Source organism: Shewanella hafniensis (genome assembly GCF_019655335.1).
In the GTDB taxonomy this organism is placed as follows: domain Bacteria; phylum Pseudomonadota; class Gammaproteobacteria; order Enterobacterales; family Shewanellaceae; genus Shewanella; species Shewanella hafniensis.
Map to the genome: position 1 here is coordinate 1 of NZ_BPFD01000026.1, position 19577 is coordinate 19577.

Below are 19577 nucleotides of genomic sequence, written 5' to 3' on the forward strand. Positions count from 1 at the left end.
AATTAGTGTAAACCCCTACTTTTATTGATTAGCCGCCACAAATCAGCTCCAGTTGCCAAAAAACTAACAAACAAATAATGTTGCAACAAATTAACTAAGAAAACATAAAATTATTTTCAGCGGAAATTAATTTAAAACCTTTAAAATCAATATATAAATCCATACATAGAAATTAGCATATAAAAACAGCAATAAAATTCATTAGTTTTAATAATGAATAATTGTATTTTTTCTCGTTTGAGAAGCTAACCTGAGTTGTTTAATATATATCCTGTGTTAAGGAGACAATTTGGTAGAACTGGTGTCGTAGCCCAGTCAATGCCAACTTCGCGCACATAGGTATTAACTTTTGGTGTGGAGATATCGATATGACTAAATTATTTGAACGTCTGGTTAACAGCTACAAGCGTGTTTTTGTTGAACTTTATACAGCTAATGAGCTGAAATAATCTCCAGAATTACTCGTGAAATTTATTGCATTAATTTGAAGTTTTGTTAGCGCAAAACGAGCCCCCATCTCTTTGAGAGTGGGGGCTTTTTCTATTCTAAAGCCGCAACATCTGCCTTCAACTCTAGAACCCCATAAAACGTCGCTTCCAGCATCAAGTATGCAACATACCTATTAATAGGTATTTACCGATGAAAGAAGCTATTTTTTCACTTTGGTCTATTAGATTATTTGCAATAAGTGTTAATGATTTGAAATCCAAGATATTTCATAAAAGTGCATTTTAAATATAAAAAAAGGAGCGAAATTATCGCTCCTTTTTTACCATTAACTAAACCCACTTTTACCCATCAATACAGGTAAAAGCCGCTGAGTTTACTCGCTTAACCTAAGGTCACTCGCGCATTACGGAACATACGTATCCAAGGGCTATCTTCACCCCAAGCATCTGGATGCCAAGAGTTAGCGACCGTTCTGAACACACGTTCAGGATGCGGCATCATCAAAGTAACGCGTCCGTCAGTGGTACAAATGCCCGTTAGGCCATTTGGAGAACCGTTCGGGTTTTGTGGATACTGAGTCGCGATATCGCCCTTGCCATTGACAAAGCGCAGGGCAATGGTGCCTGACGCTTCGGCCATTGCCAGCGCCTCAGCGCTGGCAAACTCAGCCAAACCTTCACCGTGTGATACGGCGATAGGCATACGCGAACCCACCATACCTTGGAAGAATAACGACGGGCTCTGTTGCACTTCAACTAAGCTGAAACGCGCTTCGAAACGCTCTGAGCGGTTACGCACAAAACGCGGCCAATGTTCGCTTCCTGGAATAATTTCTTTCAGGTTTGACAGCATTTGGCAACCGTTACACACGCCAAGGGCAAAACTTGAGTCACGTTCGAAGAAACGTGAAAACTCATTGCGGGCACGCTCGTTAAACAGAATCGACTTAGCCCAACCTTCACCTGCGCCTAATACGTCACCATAAGAGAAGCCACCACAGGCCACAAGACCTTGGAAATCCTCTAGGCTAATACGGCCAGATAAAATGTCCGACATGTGTACGTCGCGGCTTTCAAATCCAGCGCGGTCAAAAGCAGCGGCCATTTCTACGTGGGAGTTAACGCCCTGCTCACGCAAAATCGCCATCTTAGGTGCAGCGCCCTTAAGGATATAAGGCGCGGCAACGTCAGCACTTGGATCAAAACTTAAGTTAACGGTTAAGCCTAAATCGGTTTCGTCTTGCTTAAGTTTGAACTCTTCAAGTGCGCAGGCTGGGTTATCACGCAGTGCTTGCATACGATAAGTGGTTTCTGACCACACAGTGCGCAGCGCTACACGGCTATCACTGAAGATTTCACGCGCGCCATCATTAATGGTGATGCGTTGATCGTCAGCTAACGTGCCGATCACGTGGCAAGGTACGCCTGCGATAGCAAACTGAGCGGCAATTTTCGCCGCATTGTCGCGGCTCACTTGCAGCACAGCGCCGAGCTCTTCATTAAAGAGTCGCTCTAAATCCGTGCCCTGTAGATCTTCTAAATCGATATTCAGACCTGTATTACCCGCAAAGGCCATTTCCACTAAGGTAGTGAATAAACCGCCGTCGCTACGGTCGTGGTAAGCGATAACCGATTTCTTAGCCACTAGATTTTGCATGGTTTCGAAGAAACCGCGCAGCAGTGCAGCATCGTCAAGATCCGGCGCAACATCACCCAGCTCACCAAAAACTTGGGCTAAACAAGAACCGCCTAAACGATTTTTGCCCGCGCCTAAATCCACTAACAGTAAAGACGTTTCGCCCTTATCTGTGCGCAGTTCTGGCGTTACTGTATTGCGAATATCTTGCACCACACCAAAGGCGGTGATGACCAATGACATAGGCGATGTCACGGTTTTATCCGCGCCATCTTGCTGCCATGCGGTCTTCATCGACATAGAGTCTTTACCGACCGGAATAGTCAGGCTGAGCTCTGGACACAGTTCTTCACCCACGGCTTTCACCGCTTCATAAAGACCCGCATCTTCGCCAGGGTGACCCGCGGCAGACATCCAGTTGGCAGAAAGCTTGATACGCTTAAATGAACCGATATCGGCACCGGCGATGTTCATGATGGATTCAGCCACCGCCATACGGGCAGAGGCGCCAAAATCAAGCAGCGCCAGCGGTGTACGCTCGCCCAGAGACATAGCTTCACCAGCGTAGGTATCAAAGCTTGCCGCTGTGACCGCGCAATCGGCCACAGGTACTTGCCATGGACCCACCATTTGGTCACGGTTAACTAAACCCGTAACAGTGCGGTCACCAATGGTGATAAGGAAGGTTTTATCCGCAACGGTAGGCAAGCTCAGTACGCGTTTAACCGCTTCTTTAACTTCAATATTATCTTGCGCTAACGCGGGTGATACCGCTTTAGCCGATACCACATCGCGGCTCATCTTAGGCGCTTTGCCTAATAAGACTTCAAGCGGTAAATCGATAGGATTATTATCGAAATGGCTGTCGCTAAGCGTTAAATGTTTCTCAGCTGTAGCTTCACCCACAACCGCAAACGGGGCACGCTCACGCTCACAAATTGCAGTAAATAGTGCGAGGTTTTCAGGGGCAACGGACATCACATAACGTTCTTGTGATTCGTTACACCAGATTTCCAGCGGGCTCATGCCAGGCTCATCTGAAGGCACGTTACGCAGATTGAATAAACCGCCGCGCTCGCCGTCATTCACAAGTTCAGGGAAAGCGTTCGACAAACCGCCCGCGCCCACATCGTGGATAAATTGGATAGGGTTTTTATCGCCAAGCTGCCAACAGCGGTCAATCACTTCCTGACATCGACGTTCCATTTCGGGGTTTTCACGTTGCACAGAAGCAAAGTCGAGATCTTCACTCGATTGACCCGATGCCATAGATGAAGCAGCGCCGCCGCCCAAACCAATGTTCATCGCAGGGCCACCCAGCACAATCAGCTTAGCGCCGACGGTGATTTCGCCCTTCTGTACATGCTCTTCGCGAATGTTACCCAAACCACCGGCTAACATAATCGGCTTATGGTAACCACGGACTTCTACGCCGTTATGGCTGCTGACTTCCTGCTCGTAGGTACGGAAATAACCGACCAGTGCCGGACGACCAAACTCGTTGTTAAATGCCGCGCCGCCCAGTGGGCCTTCGGTCATGATGTCCAGCGCGCTCACGATGCGCTCTGGCTTGCCATAGTTACCTTCCCATGGCTGAACAAAACCCGGGATTTTTAAATTGGATACGCTAAAGCCCGTTAAACCGGCTTTAGGTTTAGAACCGCGGCCCGTTGCGCCTTCATCACGAATTTCACCACCTGAGCCGGTTGCAGCGCCAGGATAGGGGCTGATGGCGGTAGGATGGTTGTGGGTTTCCACTTTCATCAGGATGTGCATAGGTTCAGTATGGTAGTTGTACACCCCATCTGGATCGGGGAAGAAACGACCGGCAACCGAGCCTTCCATCACAGCAGCGTTATCTTTGTAGGCAGATAACACGTGATCAGGCGTGGTTTCAAAGGTGTTCTTAATCATTTTGAACAGTGACTTAGGCTGAACTTCACCGTCAATGGTCCAATCTGCGTTAAAAATCTTATGACGACAATGCTCAGAGTTCGCCTGGGCAAACATCATCAATTCGATGTCATGAGGATTGCGACCTAAACGGACGAAGTTCTCGACTAAATAATCGATTTCATCTTCGGCTAAAGCAAGCCCCAACTCAGTGTTAGCCACTTCAAGTGCGCGGCGACCTTCCCCAAGAATATTGACGCTCTTAAACGGCGCAGGCTCAGTGCGCTTAAACAGCACATCGGCTTTGGTAAAATCATCGAGGATAATTTCCACCATGCGATCGTGCAGCAACGCATTCAGGGCTTGTTGCTGAGGCGCAGTGAGCGCGTCTGACTCGACATAATACGCAACGCCTCGCTCCAAACGCTTCACTTTACCAAGGCCACAATTGTGTGCGATGTCAGTGGCTTTTGAAGACCAAGGAGAAATAGTACCGGGGCGAGGAGTGACAAACAGGAGTGAACCTTGGGGGATATGAGCTTCTATCGCAGGTCCATAGGTGAGAATTTTTTCAAGTTGCTGGCGTTCATTTGTGTCGAGCAACTCGCTCAAATCCGCTAAATGAACATACTCAGCATAGATTTGGCGTACCGGAAGCGCAGCGTTTTCGCAGGCCTCCATCAGCTTTTGCACCCTAAACGTCGAGAGTGCAGGGGCTCCGCGGATGATCTCCATCACGTCTATTCACCTTATTATTTATTATTGCAGGGGTCAGAGGTGGCGCTATTATAAGGAAATGTCTGCCACAAATCACCTGTGACCTTACGCAAAACAGTGTTTCCTGTGATATAAAAAACGCGACCATTTTAAGCCGCCATTTTCCCCCACGAATGATTTTTTTACGTTATCGCAGACAAACGGATATAATCCCACCAATGTCGGCCAGTTCACCCCATATGCCCCACTGTTAACTCGCTATCTATAATATTGATTTTATTTACTATAAGTACATTTAATGACTCGATTCCTGTTCGCTCTTATCTTAGGTTTCTTACTGACTGCCTGTCAGCAGGTGACCGTGGACGACACAGAATTCGTGCCGAAAAAATTAACTGAGTTAAGAGTCGGGACACTTTACGGCCCACAGATTTATATGACATCGGGCCAAGGTGATAGCGGTTTCGATTACGATATGGCGGTATTGTTCGCCGAATACTTAGATGTGCCCTTGAAAATGGTGCCCTACACTAATCGCACCGAACTGTACGAAGCCCTTAAAAAGAATGAAATCGACCTGATTGCTGCGGGCATGACAGAAACACCCGCAAGGCGTGAACAGTTCCGCCTAGGGCCGCCGCTGTACCGCGTTAATCAAGTATTGGTGTATCGCGAAGGCATGCCAGCGCCCAAAGACATCAGCGACTTAAAAGGTAAGATCACTGTCATCGCCGACTCTTCCTTCGTCGAGACATTAACTCAATTGCAAAAGCATTATCCAACGCTGGTGTGGGATCAAATTACCGACAAAGACAGCGAAGAATTGCTGGCGATGATCGCCAACAAAGAAATTGACTACACCATAGCCGATTCCAGCAGCGTACAAATCAACCGCCGCTACTTACCCGATCTGCGCTCTGGCCCCGTACTTGAAGAAAAGCTCGATGTAGTCTGGCTGTTGCCGCCGACCCGCAGTGATGAACTCATGAGTCAGTTGCTGGCCTTTTGGCACCAAGAAAAGCTGGCTGGCACGCTCGATCATCTCAACGAGAAATACTTTGGCCATGTGAAGCGCTTTGATTATGTCGATACTCGGGCATTTATCCGCGCCATCGAAACCGTCTTACCCCGCTATCGTCAGTTATTTGAAACCCATGCGGGCAATTTAGATTGGCGAAAACTTGCGGCGACTAGCTATCAAGAGTCCCATTGGAATCCGCATGCCCGCTCAGCAACGGGAGTACGCGGCATGATGATGTTGACTCAGCCTACGGCAAAAGAAATTGGCATCACCAACCGTTTGGATGCGGAAGAAAGCATCCGCGGCGGCGCGGCCTATTTGAACGATATGATCAATCGTCTGCCGGAATCCATTCCCGAGAGTCAACGTATGTGGTTTGCACTGGCGTCCTACAATATAGGGTATGCCCATGTTGAAGATGCACGTAAACTGGCTGAATCGATGGAGTTAAATCCCAATGCGTGGCGAGATTTAAAGAAAGTACTACCGCTACTGCAAAAGCGTAAATACTATCAAAAAACCCGCTACGGCTACGCCAGAGGCAGTGAAGCAGTCCATTACGTTGACAGTATTCGCCGCTACTACGACACGTTAGTCTGGGTAGATAATCAGTCGAAACAGCAAAACCCCGAGGAAGAACCGAGCGATCTTGCGTCGGAAGAACCCGCCATTCCCGCTGGAACATTGAGCACAGAACAACCTCAATAATCCGCATTGCCTGAGCCCAGTCTTTAGATCTGGGTTTCTAGAAACTTAAATCAAAAAGCCAAACTGCTAAACCAAAGCTCTGTGAGCTCAGCATCTGAAACTCTGTGCCAGAACCAAGCAGGCTTAAGCAACTTAGGTTTACGCTTAAAAACATCGCTTAGTTCAGCTTATCTGACCAGTGCTATTGCTGCGCTCAAGTGCAACTGCTACTGTCTTGGGTTTATGACCTGCGATACATCACTGCAGGGCATCAATAATAACAATGAATGGGGTCAATATGAGAAGAAAAACCATCAGCAATACTGTCGCGCGTCGTCGTACTTTACTCAAAGTTCGCCATCGTCGTATTTTGAATCGTCAGAAACTTTTCTTTACTTTTATTCAGTCTCAGGATTAATCCTGTCGCTTTTACCACTGTTTACTCAATTGCTTGCAGCGCCTTTTGAGCCTGTTTCAGGGCTTTTTTCTCCTCTCTACGCCGTTTAAAAAAACGACTCAATTGCGCGCTACAGGCATCGGCTAATACACCCGATGTGACTTCAACTTGATGATTAAATGCTGGGTGTTGCAGTAAATTCACTACCGTCCCCGCAGCACCGGTTTTTTCATCCCGAGCGCCATAAACCACCCGCGCGATCCGGCTGTGCACCATGGCACCTGCACACATAGCACAAGGTTCAAGGGTGACATATAAAGTCGCGTCTAACAGGCGATAGTTTTCGACCAAGCGCCCCGCTTCCCGCAAACATAAAATTTCCGCATGGGCGCTAGGATCATGTTGGCTAATGGATAAGTTGTAACCCGTCGCAATTTGCTGACCGTCTTTGACCAGAACCGCCCCGACAGGTACTTCACCCTCGGCCTCGGCTTTCTCGGCCATCAACATAGCCACTTGCATCCAATGTTCGTCCTGCTGCGATTGTTCAACTTGCTGCATTTGCTCCACTCACACGCTCATTTAATTAGCCTGAAAATAAAACCGGATTATAACAGCCAATCGCCTACATATCACAAAGTCAGCATTTCCAATGCAAGCCCCCTGCATAACACTGCCATCACACTATACTTTACCTATGGTTTTATCATCGATACTCCGATGACTCGATACTTTTGGCAGTGGTTAATTCTGATCATAAGTGCAGGCTTTTCTTGCATTATGCTGCACGGCAAGTCCATTAATAACGAAATCAATTATTACGAACTCAGCCTTGAATTGATCCGTTCTATCATTTGGTTATTTATGATGTTCTATATCAGCTACACGCGACATAACCGTCAAATCTATCTTTGGCTGTTAATTGGCTGTGGGAGCCTATTCATAGGTAACAATATGAATATACTGGATGAATTATCTACCTTCGAAGCCAGTTACTATCAAGAAGTCGAAGACTTACTCTTTACCTTTGGCATTCTCTGCGCTTGGTTCGGCCTCTATCAATTAATCCAACAACAAATCACCAAAAACCAAATACTCAATATTGCCGCAAATACCGACCCGCTAACAGGGCTGCTAAATCGACGCAGTTTCAATCAAAATGTCGAAAACAGTACCGACAATAATCCCAGTGCTTACTTAATCCTCGACATAGATCACTTCAAACAAATCAATGACACCTATGGCCATGCAGCGGGTGATTATGTATTAACAAAGCTTGCAAAACACATCAGCAAGAGTCTACGTAAACAAGATAGAGTTGCCCGCTGGGGAGGTGAAGAGTTTCTCATTGAGCTTAAACACTGCGATAGTCATACGGCCCAACTCAAAGCCGAACAACTCAGGGCGCTGATTGAAAGAAGTGATTTTCATTTTTCAGGTCAGTATCTAAGCGTCACAGTCAGTATTGGTATCGCAACCGTTGCAAATCAACACCTAAATAGAGATGAGATCATTAACCTTGCTGATAAAGCGCTATATCAGGCCAAAAACGGCGGGAGAAATCGAGTGGTTCTTGCTAGTGATCTCAAACAGAATGAATAACAAAAAAGGCGCACTAGGCGCCTTTAAATCGTTAATTCAGATAATTAACTTATTCCCATTCGATAGTCGCTGGCGGCTTGCCAGAGATATCGTAAACCACGCGGGAAATGCCATCGACTTCGTTAATGATGCGGTTTGATACGCGACCTAAGAAATCATACGGCAGATGTGCCCAATGAGCTGTCATAAAATCGATGGTTTCTACGGCACGCAGTGACACAACCCAGTCATATTTACGGCCATCACCCATCACGCCAACTGAGCGCACAGGTAAGAACACGGTAAAGGCTTGGCTGACTTTATTGTACAGATCGGCTTTATGCAGTTCTTCGATGAAGATAGCATCGGCGCGGCGCAGTAAGTCACAGTATTCTTTCTTCACTTCACCTAATACACGCACACCAAGACCTGGTCCTGGGAACGGGTGACGATAAAGCATGTTGTATGGCAGACCTAACTCTAAACCAATTTTGCGCACTTCATCTTTGAACAGTTCGCGCAGTGGCTCAACTAAACCCAGTTCCATATCGTCAGGCAAACCGCCAACGTTATGGTGCGACTTGATCACATGTGCTTTACCTGTGGCGCTGCCAGCAGATTCAATCACGTCAGGATAAATCGTGCCTTGCGCTAACCATTTGGCATTAGCGCATTTTTTCGATTCTTCATCGAAAATTTCCACAAATACGCGGCCGATGATCTTACGCTTAGCTTCTGGATCGGCTTCGCCTTTCATCGCATCGAGGAAGCGATTTTCCGCATCAACATGAATGATATTCAGGCCGAAATGATCGCCAAACATTTCCATCACTTGCTCAGCTTCGTTCAAACGCAATAAACCGTTATCAACGAATACGCAGGTCAGTTTTTTGCCGATAGCGCGGTGCAGCAACATAGCTACAACCGAAGAATCGACACCGCCCGACAAGCCTAAAATCACTTCATCATCACCAATTTGCTTCTTCAAGCGCTCAATTGCATCTTCGATGATAGAAGAAGGTTTCCAGTTCGCCGCACAGCCACAAATGTCTAAGGCAAAGTGCGATAACATGCGCATACCTTGGCGAGTGTGGGTCACTTCTGGGTGGAACTGTACGCCATAGAATTGTTTGGCTTCATTTGCCATAGCGGCAAAGGGACAAGTATCCGTTTTAGCGACCGCCACAAACCCTTCAGGAATGGCCGACACTTTATCGCCGTGGCTCATCCATACGTCGAGTAAGGGTTTACCTTCGCTGCTAACCGCATCTTCGATGCCTTTGAATAGCAACGAATCTGTTAGCATTTCAATTTGAGCGTAGCCGAATTCACCTTCGCCCACACCTTGGATAACTTTACCGCCCAGCTGCTCAGACATGGTTTGCATGCCGTAGCAAATGCCCAGTACAGGCACGCCTGCGGTAAAGACGTATTCAGGCGCACGCGGCGAGTTTTCAGCCGTAACACTTTCAGGTCCGCCAGCAAGAATAATACCGTTCGGGGCAAATTCGCGGATTTGGGCTTCTGTTACATCCCAAGCCCATAATTCACAGTACACACCGATTTCACGGATACGACGGGCAATCAGTTGAGTGTACTGAGATCCAAAATCGAGGATCAGTATCTTGTGCTCATGAATATCGCTCATGGATAACCTTTATCTCATCTATTGTTTTAACATTGCTCAACGCGGCGATAGCCAGCCTTGAGTATTGGATCACACGCTTTACAAAGAGGCGGCTTATCGCCGCCCCTTTTATCAAACGATTAAGAACCTGAACGATAGTTCGGCGCTTCTTTAGTGATAGTCACATCGTGCACGTGGGACTCACCCATACCAGCTGAAGTTACTTTCACAAATTGGGCTTTTTCATTCAGTTCTTGAATGGTGGCACAACCGGTTAAGCCCATGCATGAACGTAGGCCACCCATATGCTGATGGATGATTTCCTTCAACTTACCTTTGTAAGGTACGCGACCTTCAATGCCTTCTGGCACGAGTTTGTCGGCAGCATTGTCAGATTGGAAATAACGGTCAGATGAACCTTGAGACATAGCGCCTAGTGAACCCATGCCGCGATAAGATTTATACGCACGGCCTTGATAAAGTTCAGTTTCGCCCGGCGCTTCATCGGTACCAGCGAACATTGAGCCTGCCATGATGCAAGATGCACCGGCCGCTAATGCTTTAGCTAAGTCGCCAGAAAAACGTACGCCACCGTCGGCAATAACCGGAATACCTAAGCCTTTTACGGCTGCGGCTGCATCTGAAACTGCTGTGATTTGTGGCACGCCAACACCGGTTACAATACGCGTCGTACAAATTGAGCCAGGGCCAATACCCACTTTAACTGCGTTAACGCCAGCTTCAACCAGTGCTAATGCACCTTCAGCCGTAGCTACGTTACCACCAATAATTTGCAATGTTGGGTGTTTAGCACGCGTTTCACGAATGCGTTGCAAAACGCCTTCAGAATGGCCGTGGGAAGAATCGATAAGTAATACGTCAACGCCAGCTTTAACCAGTGCATCAACGCGCTCTTCGTTACCAGCACCCGCGCCAACGGCGGCGCCAACACGTAGACGGCCTAACTCATCTTTACAGGCGTTAGGTTTACGTTCGGCTTTCTCGAAGTCTTTAACTGTGATCAAACCTTTCAGTTTAAAGTTATCATCAACAACAAGGACTTTTTCGATACGGTGTGAGTGCATCAATTTTTGCACTTCATCTAATTTAGTGCCTTCGGCAACTGTGACTAAACGCGCTTTAGGCGTCATCACTTCTTCTACCGTTTTGCTCCAATCTGTGACGAAACGTACGTCACGGCCAGTAATGATACCAACCAACTCGTTTGCTTCGTTAACCACGGGATAACCAGCAAAACCATTCTTCAGTGTCAATACTTTCAGATCGGCTAAGGTCGTAGATGGCGTTACAGTCACAGGCTGTTGAACCACGCCCGCTTCGTAAATTTTTACTTTACGCACTTCTTCGGCTTGTTTTTCAATGCTCATGTTTTTATGAATAAAACCTAAACCGCCTTCCTGCGCCATAGCGATCGCAAGACGAGCTTCGGTAACTGTGTCCATAGCGGCAGACACAAGTGGGATATTCAATTCAATGGTATTGGTCAGGCGAGTTTTAAGAATGGCGGTATTTGGGAGTACAGTCGAATGCGCAGGAACAAGCAACACATCGTCAAAAGTAAGCGCTTCTTTAATTAAACGTAGCATATGCAACATCTCCCCAGTTGAGTAGGATTTAGAGGTGAAATATTGCGGCGGGATTATACCTTGCATATCGGCACTGGTAAATGGAAAATAGCAAATATCCCCATTTAATTGAGTAATTCGATGCAAGGCGCCAAAAACAATATTTATACTGTCTCGCGACTCAATGGTGAAGTCAGACAAATTCTAGAGGGACAACTGGGTAAAATTTGGCTCAATGGCGAAATATCCAACTTTTCCTCCCCCAGCTCAGGTCATTGGTATCTCACCTTAAAAGACCACTCTTCCCAGATCCGTTGTGCCATGTTTAAAGGCCGTAACCAAACGGTCAGCTTTAAGCCCATCAATGGTCAGCAAGTGTTAGTCAAAGGCGCGATCAGCGTGTATGAACCCAGAGGCGACTATCAATTATTGATTGAGTCCATGCTGCCAGCAGGGGATGGACTACTCGCCCAGCAATTCGATGCACTCAAAATGAAGCTCGCCGCCGAAGGATTATTTGCCGCCGATACCAAAAGATTGCTGCCAAAAAACATCCAACGCATTGGCGTTATTACTTCGCCAACCGGCGCAGCGATTCGCGATGTCTTACACGTACTCGCAAGGCGCGACCCTTCAATCGAAGTCATTATCTATCCGACTCAAGTTCAAGGCGAAACTGCGGCACAGAGTATTTGTCAGGCAATCAATATCGCCAACCAGCGTTTAGAGGTCGACGTATTATTGCTCACCCGTGGTGGCGGTTCGCTTGAAGATTTGTGGTGTTTTAACAGCGAAGCCCTCGCCCACACAATTTATAACAGCGCCCTGCCCGTGGTCAGCGCCGTCGGCCACGAAGTCGACACCACCATCAGTGATTACGTTGCCGATATTCGCGCCCCAACACCATCTGCAGGTGCAGAGTTGTTATCCCAAGATAGCGACAATAAGGCGCAAAAACTCGCAACAGCTTTATCGCGCCTGCAACAAAGTGCGAAACATTATCAGCTTAAACAAGAAAGACGGCTCAGCTTGCTTGAGCACAGGCTGCAACGCCAAGATCCCAAACGGACCTTGCAGCAGTTCGAACAAAGATTCGATGAGATGCAATTAAGACTGGAGTCGGCGCTGTCGAATCGCTTACACCTGCTCAGCCGTCGTCAGCAGTTGCTCGCAAGTCGCCTTGAACAGCAATCTCCCAAGCATAAGCTCGCCATTGAGGGGAACCGCCTAAGTTATCTTGCGAGTCGCTTACAGGATGCATTGCAGGACAAACTCAGCCAAAGTGAGCAACGGATAAAATACGCGGCCCATCAGCTTGAAACCGTCAGCCCGCTTGCGACCTTGAGCCGTGGTTACAGCATCACCACTGACATCCACCATCAAGTGGTCGACTCTGCCGATAAACTGACGATCGGTGATAGCCTGCAAACCCGCTTTCGCCATGGGCAAGTGATATCAACCGTCACTCAGATAAATTTGCTTGAATAAGTTGATAGTTAGAATACTGATATTTATAGCTTAGATAAGCAATTTTATACTTAAGGTAAAAACAATAAGGCGCAGAATTTATCTGCGCCTTTCTATGTTGTCTAGTTCTGTTCTAGCATCCCATGCAAATAGTTTTATTGAATGCTGAATTGGCTAGCTTAAATGCAGTCTCACATCGACACCACGGGTATCGGCATACTCTTGGCGACGCTTATCCATTCGCGATTGGTACAAATGAGTATCAGCAGAACGCAGCCATTCATGGGGATCGGCCACCTCAGAATTTAACGATATTCCGAAACTACACTGACAATCCTTAAAGCCTTGGCTAGCTAATTGTTCACCTAACCCATTAAATGTACTCAGTAATAGTGGGATACCCGCTGAAGGTGTCACAACGACAAACTCATCACCACTAATACGATAAAGCTTTAAATGCGCGAGATCCGTTGCTTGCAATAATTTCACTATCACTTGCAATAGTCTATCGCCCTCTTGATGGCCGAGCGTTTCGTTAACACTTTTCAGGCTATCGATATTCAATAGCGCTAACGCCATAGGCTGCACCACTTTATCGGCGAAGCCTAGTTGCGAATTCATATACTCATCAAAGGCATAGCGATTACCTACTCGGGTCAAACCATCTAAACGTGCCTTTTCCCATGCAATCGCTAACTCTTCAATATGCGCCTTACGTTCCTCCGCCAGTAACTTGAGCTTATTGGCTAACGCCAGGGATAGCAGTAACGCATCGGCCGTGCCACCCATCAGCGTCGCCAGCTCAGCATGTTCAATGAAATCAGGGGTTAGCCCCATATTACCGGGTAAAATAATTACCGCAGGCAAGAGTAAACAAGTAAAGGCGAGAATAAAATAACGCGCAGGAGCAAAGCCTTTTATCAAGCATACATTACCGCAGGTAATCGCTAGGGCAATCCACAGCATAATTAGCACAGAGGCAATAATCGCCGTATAGGACAACAACCAAATACTGGTCGGCAAAGCCACAATACAAGCAAACATTAAATACTGACTAAGGCGCCACAATCGCGGTGAGTAGCTAGGTAACTGCAAGAAGTGCTTGTAAAACATGATATTAAAAATAGGCAAACTGATGAAAAACAGATGATGCAACTCAAGATAATGGAAATTAAACAAGTGCGCTGGCAAATGGAAGGTCAGTGCCCAGCCACCAAAATACGCGAAGACGTAAAGGCCATAATAAAGAAAAGCTTTATCGAGAATAGAGATATAAATCAGAATATTATATAAGGCGATAAATAATAAGCCGCCTAGGCACAGCAGCACGGCCATGGCGAGGCGATCAGACATCAACTGATGATCCGTCACGCTTTGTAGGGCAATCTCGGGAGGCGATGAATAATAACGGCTACTCAGCTTAACTAACAGCCAATAATCCGTACCCATATTTAAGGTAACCTTACGGCCATAATCGAATAAAAATTCGTAGGGGGCGGTGTAACCGCTGTGGGCATGTTGTGTACTGCCGTCACTACCGAGTATCCAGTAATCAACAGATTCGATAATTGAATTACTGGCATCCACTACCCAATTCGACTGACGCTGATTAACCATCACAGGCGTGATCATCCAATAGTCACCGCCAGTTAAACTCACAGAATTAGCTTCATCGAGTTGGCCCATCCAATTGGGTACGGCATCAAACTGTTTTGGGGGCTGTTGATCCGCTTGAGCATGGAACAAATACGGCGAATCGAACGCAATTTCAGCGCTTAATACAGAGGGACTTAATGTCCATATAAAAAGTAAAAAACACCAAAATAGGGTTTGTTTAAGTTTGTTCATCGGCTTATTAAGTTAAAGGGCCATAGATCATTTAAACAGCTATGAAGTAAATGCTAATGCTGTCAATCTTAGTCGATAGTTGGAATTGTAGGTTAACTTTATGGCTACATTTAGTTTTTTACAATCAATTAGGCTAAATTAGTCGAATATCCCATGTCGTATGGAGGTATTTTAGTCTCAAAATCCAAACCGTGGCCTGAAATCAAAAATACAACTTAATACTGACTTATTTTTTGCTGGGTTCCTATGCTGCCTCTATTGATGATTTTAGCCGCACAATTACTGATTGCCAGTGGCAACCTGTTAGTGAAGTTGCTTGAAAATGATGTACCCGTGTTCCAACTGGTGCTCTACAGACAACTCTTTGCCACCTTGCTAGTGCTGCCTTTCGTATGGCGCTTACAGGGTAACCTCAAGCTGAGCCCTTATTATAAAGTGCATCTTGCCCGCGCCCTATTGATTGGGCTCGGCAACGCCATTTTTATGCTCGCCATTTTGCATCTTCCCCTCGCAACAGTAACCGCCGTGATTTATACCTCACCTTTGTTACTTCTGGTGCTTTCTGCGTTATTTTTACATGAACGCATCGGCTATCGACGCTCAGTTGCGGGGATCATTGGCTTTACTGGCATTTTACTCATCAGCCAACCAACAGAGTTTAACCTGTATATAGGTTTAGCCTTTTTCGGCGCTATGACGTCGGCGTTGAATAGTTTGATTTTAAAGGCCTATTCGACCCATGAACATCCTTTCTCTATGCTCTTTTGGTCTAATGCCTTTGCGATGATATTTCTGATACCAGCGACCTTATACGAAGGCGCGGATTTTAGTTTGCCAGTAGCACAGGTGGGATTAACGTTGGGACTATTTTATATTGGTATGACTTATCTCATCATCCATGCCTATCGACGTGCTGATGCGAGCCAAATGGCGCCTGTTGAATATACCGGATTGATTTTTGCAGCCTTGTTCGGCTGGTGGATACTCGGTGAAGAACTCGGCCTAGTGATGCTAATCGGCATTGGATTAGTCATTTTCTCATCCATATTGCCCAGCTACAGCGAGCTAAAAGCAAAATGGAAAAGCCGGCGAAGTTGACCTTGGCCGGCTCTTGTCATCGACTGCTAAGTTAACGCAGCGAGATCAAAACGATTGGTTTTAGAAGCGGAATTTGCCGCCAATATACACGCCATCTTCGAAAGTGAAATCGCGGGCGTCATCGTACTCATAGGCAATTTTGCGATAACCGACATAAAACGCCATGTTTGGCGTTACGCGATATTGCACTTTTGAATCGAGCTCATATTGACCATCAACATTGCCAAACGACAAGACTGACGGCGCATAGTAAGCAGCGGCGTGTAATGAAATATTAGGCCCCATAGATAACGCATAACGGCCACCAACAGAAATGGCGCTACCATTTGGAGAATAGTCAGACCAAAGCTGACTTAACTTAGCGCCAACTTCAAAGTGATGCACACCCACATCATGGGTCATGTGCATTGCACCTTGGGCAATATGGCCGCCCTCGTCGGCATAGATATAACCTAACACTGCGTTAGTATCTTTGTTCAATTGCAGCTCTAACTCAGTAGAAACCACATCGTTGTTCAACCCAAGATTAAATTCTGACGCATTCACTTGCAGCGCTGCTGCACTCAATAATAAAACACTTGCTACTCTGAACTTAGCCATAAAAACACCTCAATAAATGACTGTGGGTAATAGCCGCGGATCATACCGAATAAATAAAGAAAATCAGCCTATTTGCGTATAAATGGGGATTTTTTGCGATGGATATACAAATGTAAAACAAACTCGAAACAGCTGAAGATCTAAGCCTTTTCACTTACAGCACAATTATACCGCTTGAATGCGATCACCCACTAAAGACAGCATTATCGCTTCAGCGTCGACATTGGCACTTAAGGCTAAGTAATACCAACCCACAGTGTTGCCCGTGCCGCGGATACTCAAGTAATCACGCCAAAACTGAAAGCCAGCCTTCAATAAATTGGCTTGGCTCGAGGTGTTCTCGGCGCGAATAGTGGCGTATAAAATCATGATCCCTAAAGCCTTAGCCACTTCGATACGTTTTTGCGTTAAACCTTGGGCAATACCTTGACGCCGATAATGGGGCGACACCACCAAATAACCTAGCTCACCCACTGTACCTTTGCCGGCTTTTATCGCAGCGCAACCGACTATCTCACCCTCAAAGGTTTTCGCTAAGATCACCGCACGAGAATCGAAAAATACCTGATGATCCAGCTGATGGGCGTTATCATCACGCCCATCAATCAATTGGGCCGCCAGCGCTAATTCCTCTAGCTGTTCACTTATTACAAACTGAATGTCACTCATATCCAGATTAAACCGTTAATGTTGCCAACATACGGGGAATGAACGCCACTTAGCTGTGCACTCACTATCCCACTTTGCTATCGCTCTCACACTACAAATCTAACAGAGCACTATTGATATAACTGTTTATATACCAATGCACTACAGATATAAGAGGGTCGCCATACCTAAGAAAGTAAAGAAGCCCACCACATCCGTTACTGTGGTCAAGATCACTGACCCCGACAGCGCTGCATCTTGATTAAACTTCTGCAGCACCATAGGCACGACCACACCAGCAATTGCCGCCACGGCCATGTTAATCAAAATTGCGCAGCCAATCACTATGCCTATGGTCGCTTCTCCGAACCACCAGCCAGCGACTAAACCTATGACTATTGCCCACAAAAATCCATTAACTATGCCAATGCCGAGTTCGTTCTTCATTAACGAAAACAAGTTACCTGCTGAAATCTGTCCCATGGCCATACCGCGGATCATCAGCGTCAACGACTGACTACCCGCAATACCGCCCATAGAAGCGACAATCGGCATTAACACTGCTAACGCGACCACTTGGGATAACACATTTTCAAATAAGCCAATCGTCGCCGAAGCGAGAAAAGCCGTCAGCAAATTAATCCCGAGCCAGACAGCGCGGCGCTGGGCGCCCTTCATAATCGGCGCGAACAAGTCGTCGGACTCATCCATACCCGCTGTTGCCATCAACTGCGCTTCATAATGTTCACGCACTAAAGCGGTCGCGGTTCGCAGCGTCACGCGACCAATTAACTCGCCAGACTCATCGATCACAGGCAATTCAATTTCGCGGCTGTGCTCTATCGCTTCGGCCGCTTCCAATAAACTCGTGTCAGCGGATAACGCACGGCTATCCTCGGACAAAAGTGAAATCAATAACTCATCGGGATTATGCTTAAAAATGTCATACCGACGCACTGTACCTTGATACTTATCTTGATCATCAACGATAAACAAATTGTCGTTACAATCGAGTTCAATACGGCGGAAAAAGCGCTGTGCCTGAGCAACGCTCGCCTTATCACTGAGCACCAACATTTGATGATCGGTATAACGGCCGATTTCATTCTCAGAGTACTGATCGTAAAGCTCGAATCGTTGTCGCTGACGCTCGCCCATCTGAGCCAAGGCGCGATCGGTAAAACTTTCAGGGAGATAGTCACTCCACTCAATTAAATCTTCTGGGCTTAACTGGGCAAATAGCAAGTCCACTTCATTGTCGGGCATCCGTTTGAGGATCCCCATGCGCGGATCGGCACGCATTAAGCTCAACACTGTCACTCGGTCAGCAAATTCAACTTGCTGCCAACGTTCGTAACGCTCATCCAAGGGCAAGGATTCAAGCGCTAAGGCTATGGTTCCAGGTTCTGAGTCATTCAGAATTTCGCTGAACACTTCAGCTTGTTCTTCGCCTTCAACTTCAGTGAGTTGTTGAACAACCTGCCCCACGTCCGCTTGCATGTTTGTTTCGTATTCTGCGTCATTTTCTGTCACACAGATGCCCTTTTCTTTAGCTACAAAATTGCTGTAACTATATTGATAATCAAGTAAATTAGCAAACTCACAAAATAAATTGTGCACAACTATATTGCTGAAAACCTTTTTTAGGTTTATGCTGTTTGACTTAGATCCTATGGAGGTGAACATGACTACGAACATATACAGCCAATCAGCGACAGACATTCAAGGCAACGCGGTAAGTTTAGAGCAGTATCGAGGCAAAGTTCTCTTAATCGTCAATACCGCCAGTGAATGTGGATTTACACCGCAATACAAGGGATTAGAAGCGTTATATCAAAAATATAAAGACCAAGGATTAGTGATTTTGGGCTTTCCTTGCAATCAATTTGGCGCCCAAGAAAAAGCCGATGAGCAAGGTATTCAAGCCTTTTGTGAATTGAATTTTGGCGTGACATTTCCACTATTTTCTAAAATAGAAGTGAATGGCGAACATACCCATCCACTTTATCAATACCTTAAGAAAGCCGCTCCCGGTGTATTAGGTACTCAAGGTATCAAATGGAATTTCACCAAATTTTTAGTTAATCGCCAAGGCGAAGCGATTGAACGATTTGCATCGACCACGAAACCCGAAGCGTTAGAAAGTAAAATTGCCGCTTTGCTAAAATAATTTACTCGCTATCTATTTGAAATTTTGCGTTTTATAAAAATTTAGATTTATTTTAACTTTTTATGGAACTTTAACCGTACAAGCCCCTCAAATATATTGAACAGTGAATGTCTTTTTCATGTTCATCATCTCCCTAGGGCTTCTAGCGCGGC

At 46.3% G+C, this 19577-nt stretch carries 13 protein-coding genes; 5 read left to right on the plus strand and 8 right to left on the minus strand.

The window, feature by feature from the left end:
- Positions 1 to 831 precede the first annotated feature (831 nt).
- Positions 832 to 4713, minus strand: coding sequence for a phosphoribosylformylglycinamidine synthase (gene purL, locus K5Q99_RS09590; RefSeq protein WP_220776745.1), 3882 nt, complete (start codon positions 4711 to 4713; stop codon positions 832 to 834).
- Between the two features lie 280 nt (positions 4714 to 4993).
- Here purL and mltF point away from each other — a divergent pair, with 280 nt between their 5' ends.
- Positions 4994 to 6424, plus strand: a complete 1431-nt coding sequence (gene mltF, locus K5Q99_RS09595; protein ID WP_220776731.1) for a membrane-bound lytic murein transglycosylase MltF — start codon at positions 4994 to 4996, stop codon at positions 6422 to 6424.
- A gap of 418 nt (positions 6425 to 6842) precedes the next feature.
- On the opposite strand, the gene tadA is transcribed toward mltF, so the two are convergent.
- Positions 6843 to 7361 carry a tRNA adenosine(34) deaminase TadA gene (gene tadA / locus K5Q99_RS09600; RefSeq protein WP_106651858.1) on the minus strand — a complete coding sequence of 173 codons (519 nt, stop codon included), beginning with the start codon at positions 7359 to 7361 and terminating at the stop codon, positions 6843 to 6845.
- A gap of 393 nt (positions 7362 to 7754) precedes the next feature.
- Between tadA and K5Q99_RS09605 the strand changes: the two genes are divergently transcribed.
- Positions 7755 to 8402, plus strand: a complete 648-nt coding sequence (locus tag K5Q99_RS09605; RefSeq protein WP_220590771.1) for a GGDEF domain-containing protein — start codon at positions 7755 to 7757, stop codon at positions 8400 to 8402.
- Positions 8403 to 8451: 49 nt separating this feature from the next.
- Here the strand turns inward: K5Q99_RS09605 and guaA are convergent, their stop codons facing one another.
- Positions 8452 to 10029, minus strand: a complete 1578-nt coding sequence (guaA, locus tag K5Q99_RS09610; RefSeq protein ID WP_220590772.1) for a glutamine-hydrolyzing GMP synthase — start codon at positions 10027 to 10029, stop codon at positions 8452 to 8454.
- Between the two features lie 119 nt (positions 10030 to 10148).
- Entirely contained in the window at positions 10149 to 11615 is a 1467-nt protein-coding gene (guaB, locus tag K5Q99_RS09615) for an IMP dehydrogenase (RefSeq protein WP_106651111.1), read from the minus strand.
- A gap of 120 nt (positions 11616 to 11735) precedes the next feature.
- Between guaB and xseA the strand changes: the two genes are divergently transcribed.
- Positions 11736 to 13082 (plus strand): exodeoxyribonuclease VII large subunit, encoded by a 1347-nt coding sequence (gene xseA, locus K5Q99_RS09620; RefSeq protein ID WP_220776732.1) that lies wholly within the window; start codon positions 11736 to 11738, stop codon positions 13080 to 13082.
- 153 nt (positions 13083 to 13235) lie between these two features.
- Here xseA and K5Q99_RS09625 read toward each other — a convergent pair whose 3' ends face one another.
- Complete coding sequence (locus tag K5Q99_RS09625; RefSeq protein WP_220776733.1) at positions 13236 to 14909, minus strand: diguanylate cyclase; 1674 nt, start codon at positions 14907 to 14909, stop codon at positions 13236 to 13238.
- Positions 14910 to 15155: 246 nt separating this feature from the next.
- Between K5Q99_RS09625 and K5Q99_RS09630 the strand changes: the two genes are divergently transcribed.
- The gene (locus K5Q99_RS09630; protein WP_106651114.1) at positions 15156 to 16007 is read left to right on the plus strand and encodes a DMT family transporter; all 852 of its coding nucleotides are present in this window, start codon (positions 15156 to 15158) and stop codon (positions 16005 to 16007) included.
- A gap of 60 nt (positions 16008 to 16067) precedes the next feature.
- On the opposite strand, the gene K5Q99_RS09635 is transcribed toward K5Q99_RS09630, so the two are convergent.
- The 3 genes from K5Q99_RS09635 to K5Q99_RS09645 form a co-directional block, all read right to left on the minus strand.
- A complete protein-coding gene (locus tag K5Q99_RS09635; protein ID WP_106651115.1) occupies positions 16068 to 16607 on the minus strand; it encodes a YfaZ family outer membrane protein in 540 nt (179 codons plus the stop codon).
- A gap of 165 nt (positions 16608 to 16772) precedes the next feature.
- A complete protein-coding gene (locus tag K5Q99_RS09640) occupies positions 16773 to 17276 on the minus strand; it encodes a GNAT family N-acetyltransferase (protein ID WP_220776734.1) in 504 nt (167 codons plus the stop codon).
- Positions 17277 to 17417: 141 nt separating this feature from the next.
- The gene (locus tag K5Q99_RS09645; protein ID WP_011846297.1) at positions 17418 to 18788 is read right to left on the minus strand and encodes a magnesium transporter; all 1371 of its coding nucleotides are present in this window, start codon (positions 18786 to 18788) and stop codon (positions 17418 to 17420) included.
- A 151-nt stretch (positions 18789 to 18939) separates the two neighbouring features.
- Between K5Q99_RS09645 and K5Q99_RS09650 the strand changes: the two genes are divergently transcribed.
- Entirely contained in the window at positions 18940 to 19425 is a 486-nt protein-coding gene (locus K5Q99_RS09650; RefSeq protein ID WP_106651117.1) for a glutathione peroxidase, read from the plus strand.
- The last annotated feature ends 152 nt before the right edge of the window (positions 19426 to 19577 follow it).

Bases quoted from the DNA above. Each gene is read 5' to 3' on its own strand.
- tadA (WP_106651858.1), bottom strand. From the start codon at position 7,361: ATGCAGCAAGTTGAACAATCGCAGCAGGACGAACATTGGATGCAAGTG.
- xseA (WP_220776732.1), top strand. From the start codon at position 11,736: ATGCAAGGCGCCAAAAACAATATTTATACTGTCTCGCGACTCAATGGT.
- K5Q99_RS09635 (WP_106651115.1), bottom strand. From the start codon at position 16,607: ATGGCTAAGTTCAGAGTAGCAAGTGTTTTATTATTGAGTGCAGCAGCG.
- K5Q99_RS09650 (WP_106651117.1), top strand. From the start codon at position 18,940: ATGACTACGAACATATACAGCCAATCAGCGACAGACATTCAAGGCAAC.
- mltF (WP_220776731.1), top strand. From the start codon at position 4,994: ATGACTCGATTCCTGTTCGCTCTTATCTTAGGTTTCTTACTGACTGCC.
- K5Q99_RS09630 (WP_106651114.1), top strand. From the start codon at position 15,156: ATGCTGCCTCTATTGATGATTTTAGCCGCACAATTACTGATTGCCAGT.
- K5Q99_RS09605 (WP_220590771.1), top strand. From the start codon at position 7,755: ATGAATATACTGGATGAATTATCTACCTTCGAAGCCAGTTACTATCAA.
- K5Q99_RS09640 (WP_220776734.1), bottom strand. From the start codon at position 17,276: ATGAGTGACATTCAGTTTGTAATAAGTGAACAGCTAGAGGAATTAGCG.
- guaA (WP_220590772.1), bottom strand. From the start codon at position 10,029: ATGAGCGATATTCATGAGCACAAGATACTGATCCTCGATTTTGGATCT.
- K5Q99_RS09625 (WP_220776733.1), bottom strand. From the start codon at position 14,909: ATGAACAAACTTAAACAAACCCTATTTTGGTGTTTTTTACTTTTTATA.
- guaB (WP_106651111.1), bottom strand. From the start codon at position 11,615: ATGCTACGTTTAATTAAAGAAGCGCTTACTTTTGACGATGTGTTGCTT.
- purL (WP_220776745.1), bottom strand. From the start codon at position 4,713: ATGGAGATCATCCGCGGAGCCCCTGCACTCTCGACGTTTAGGGTGCAA.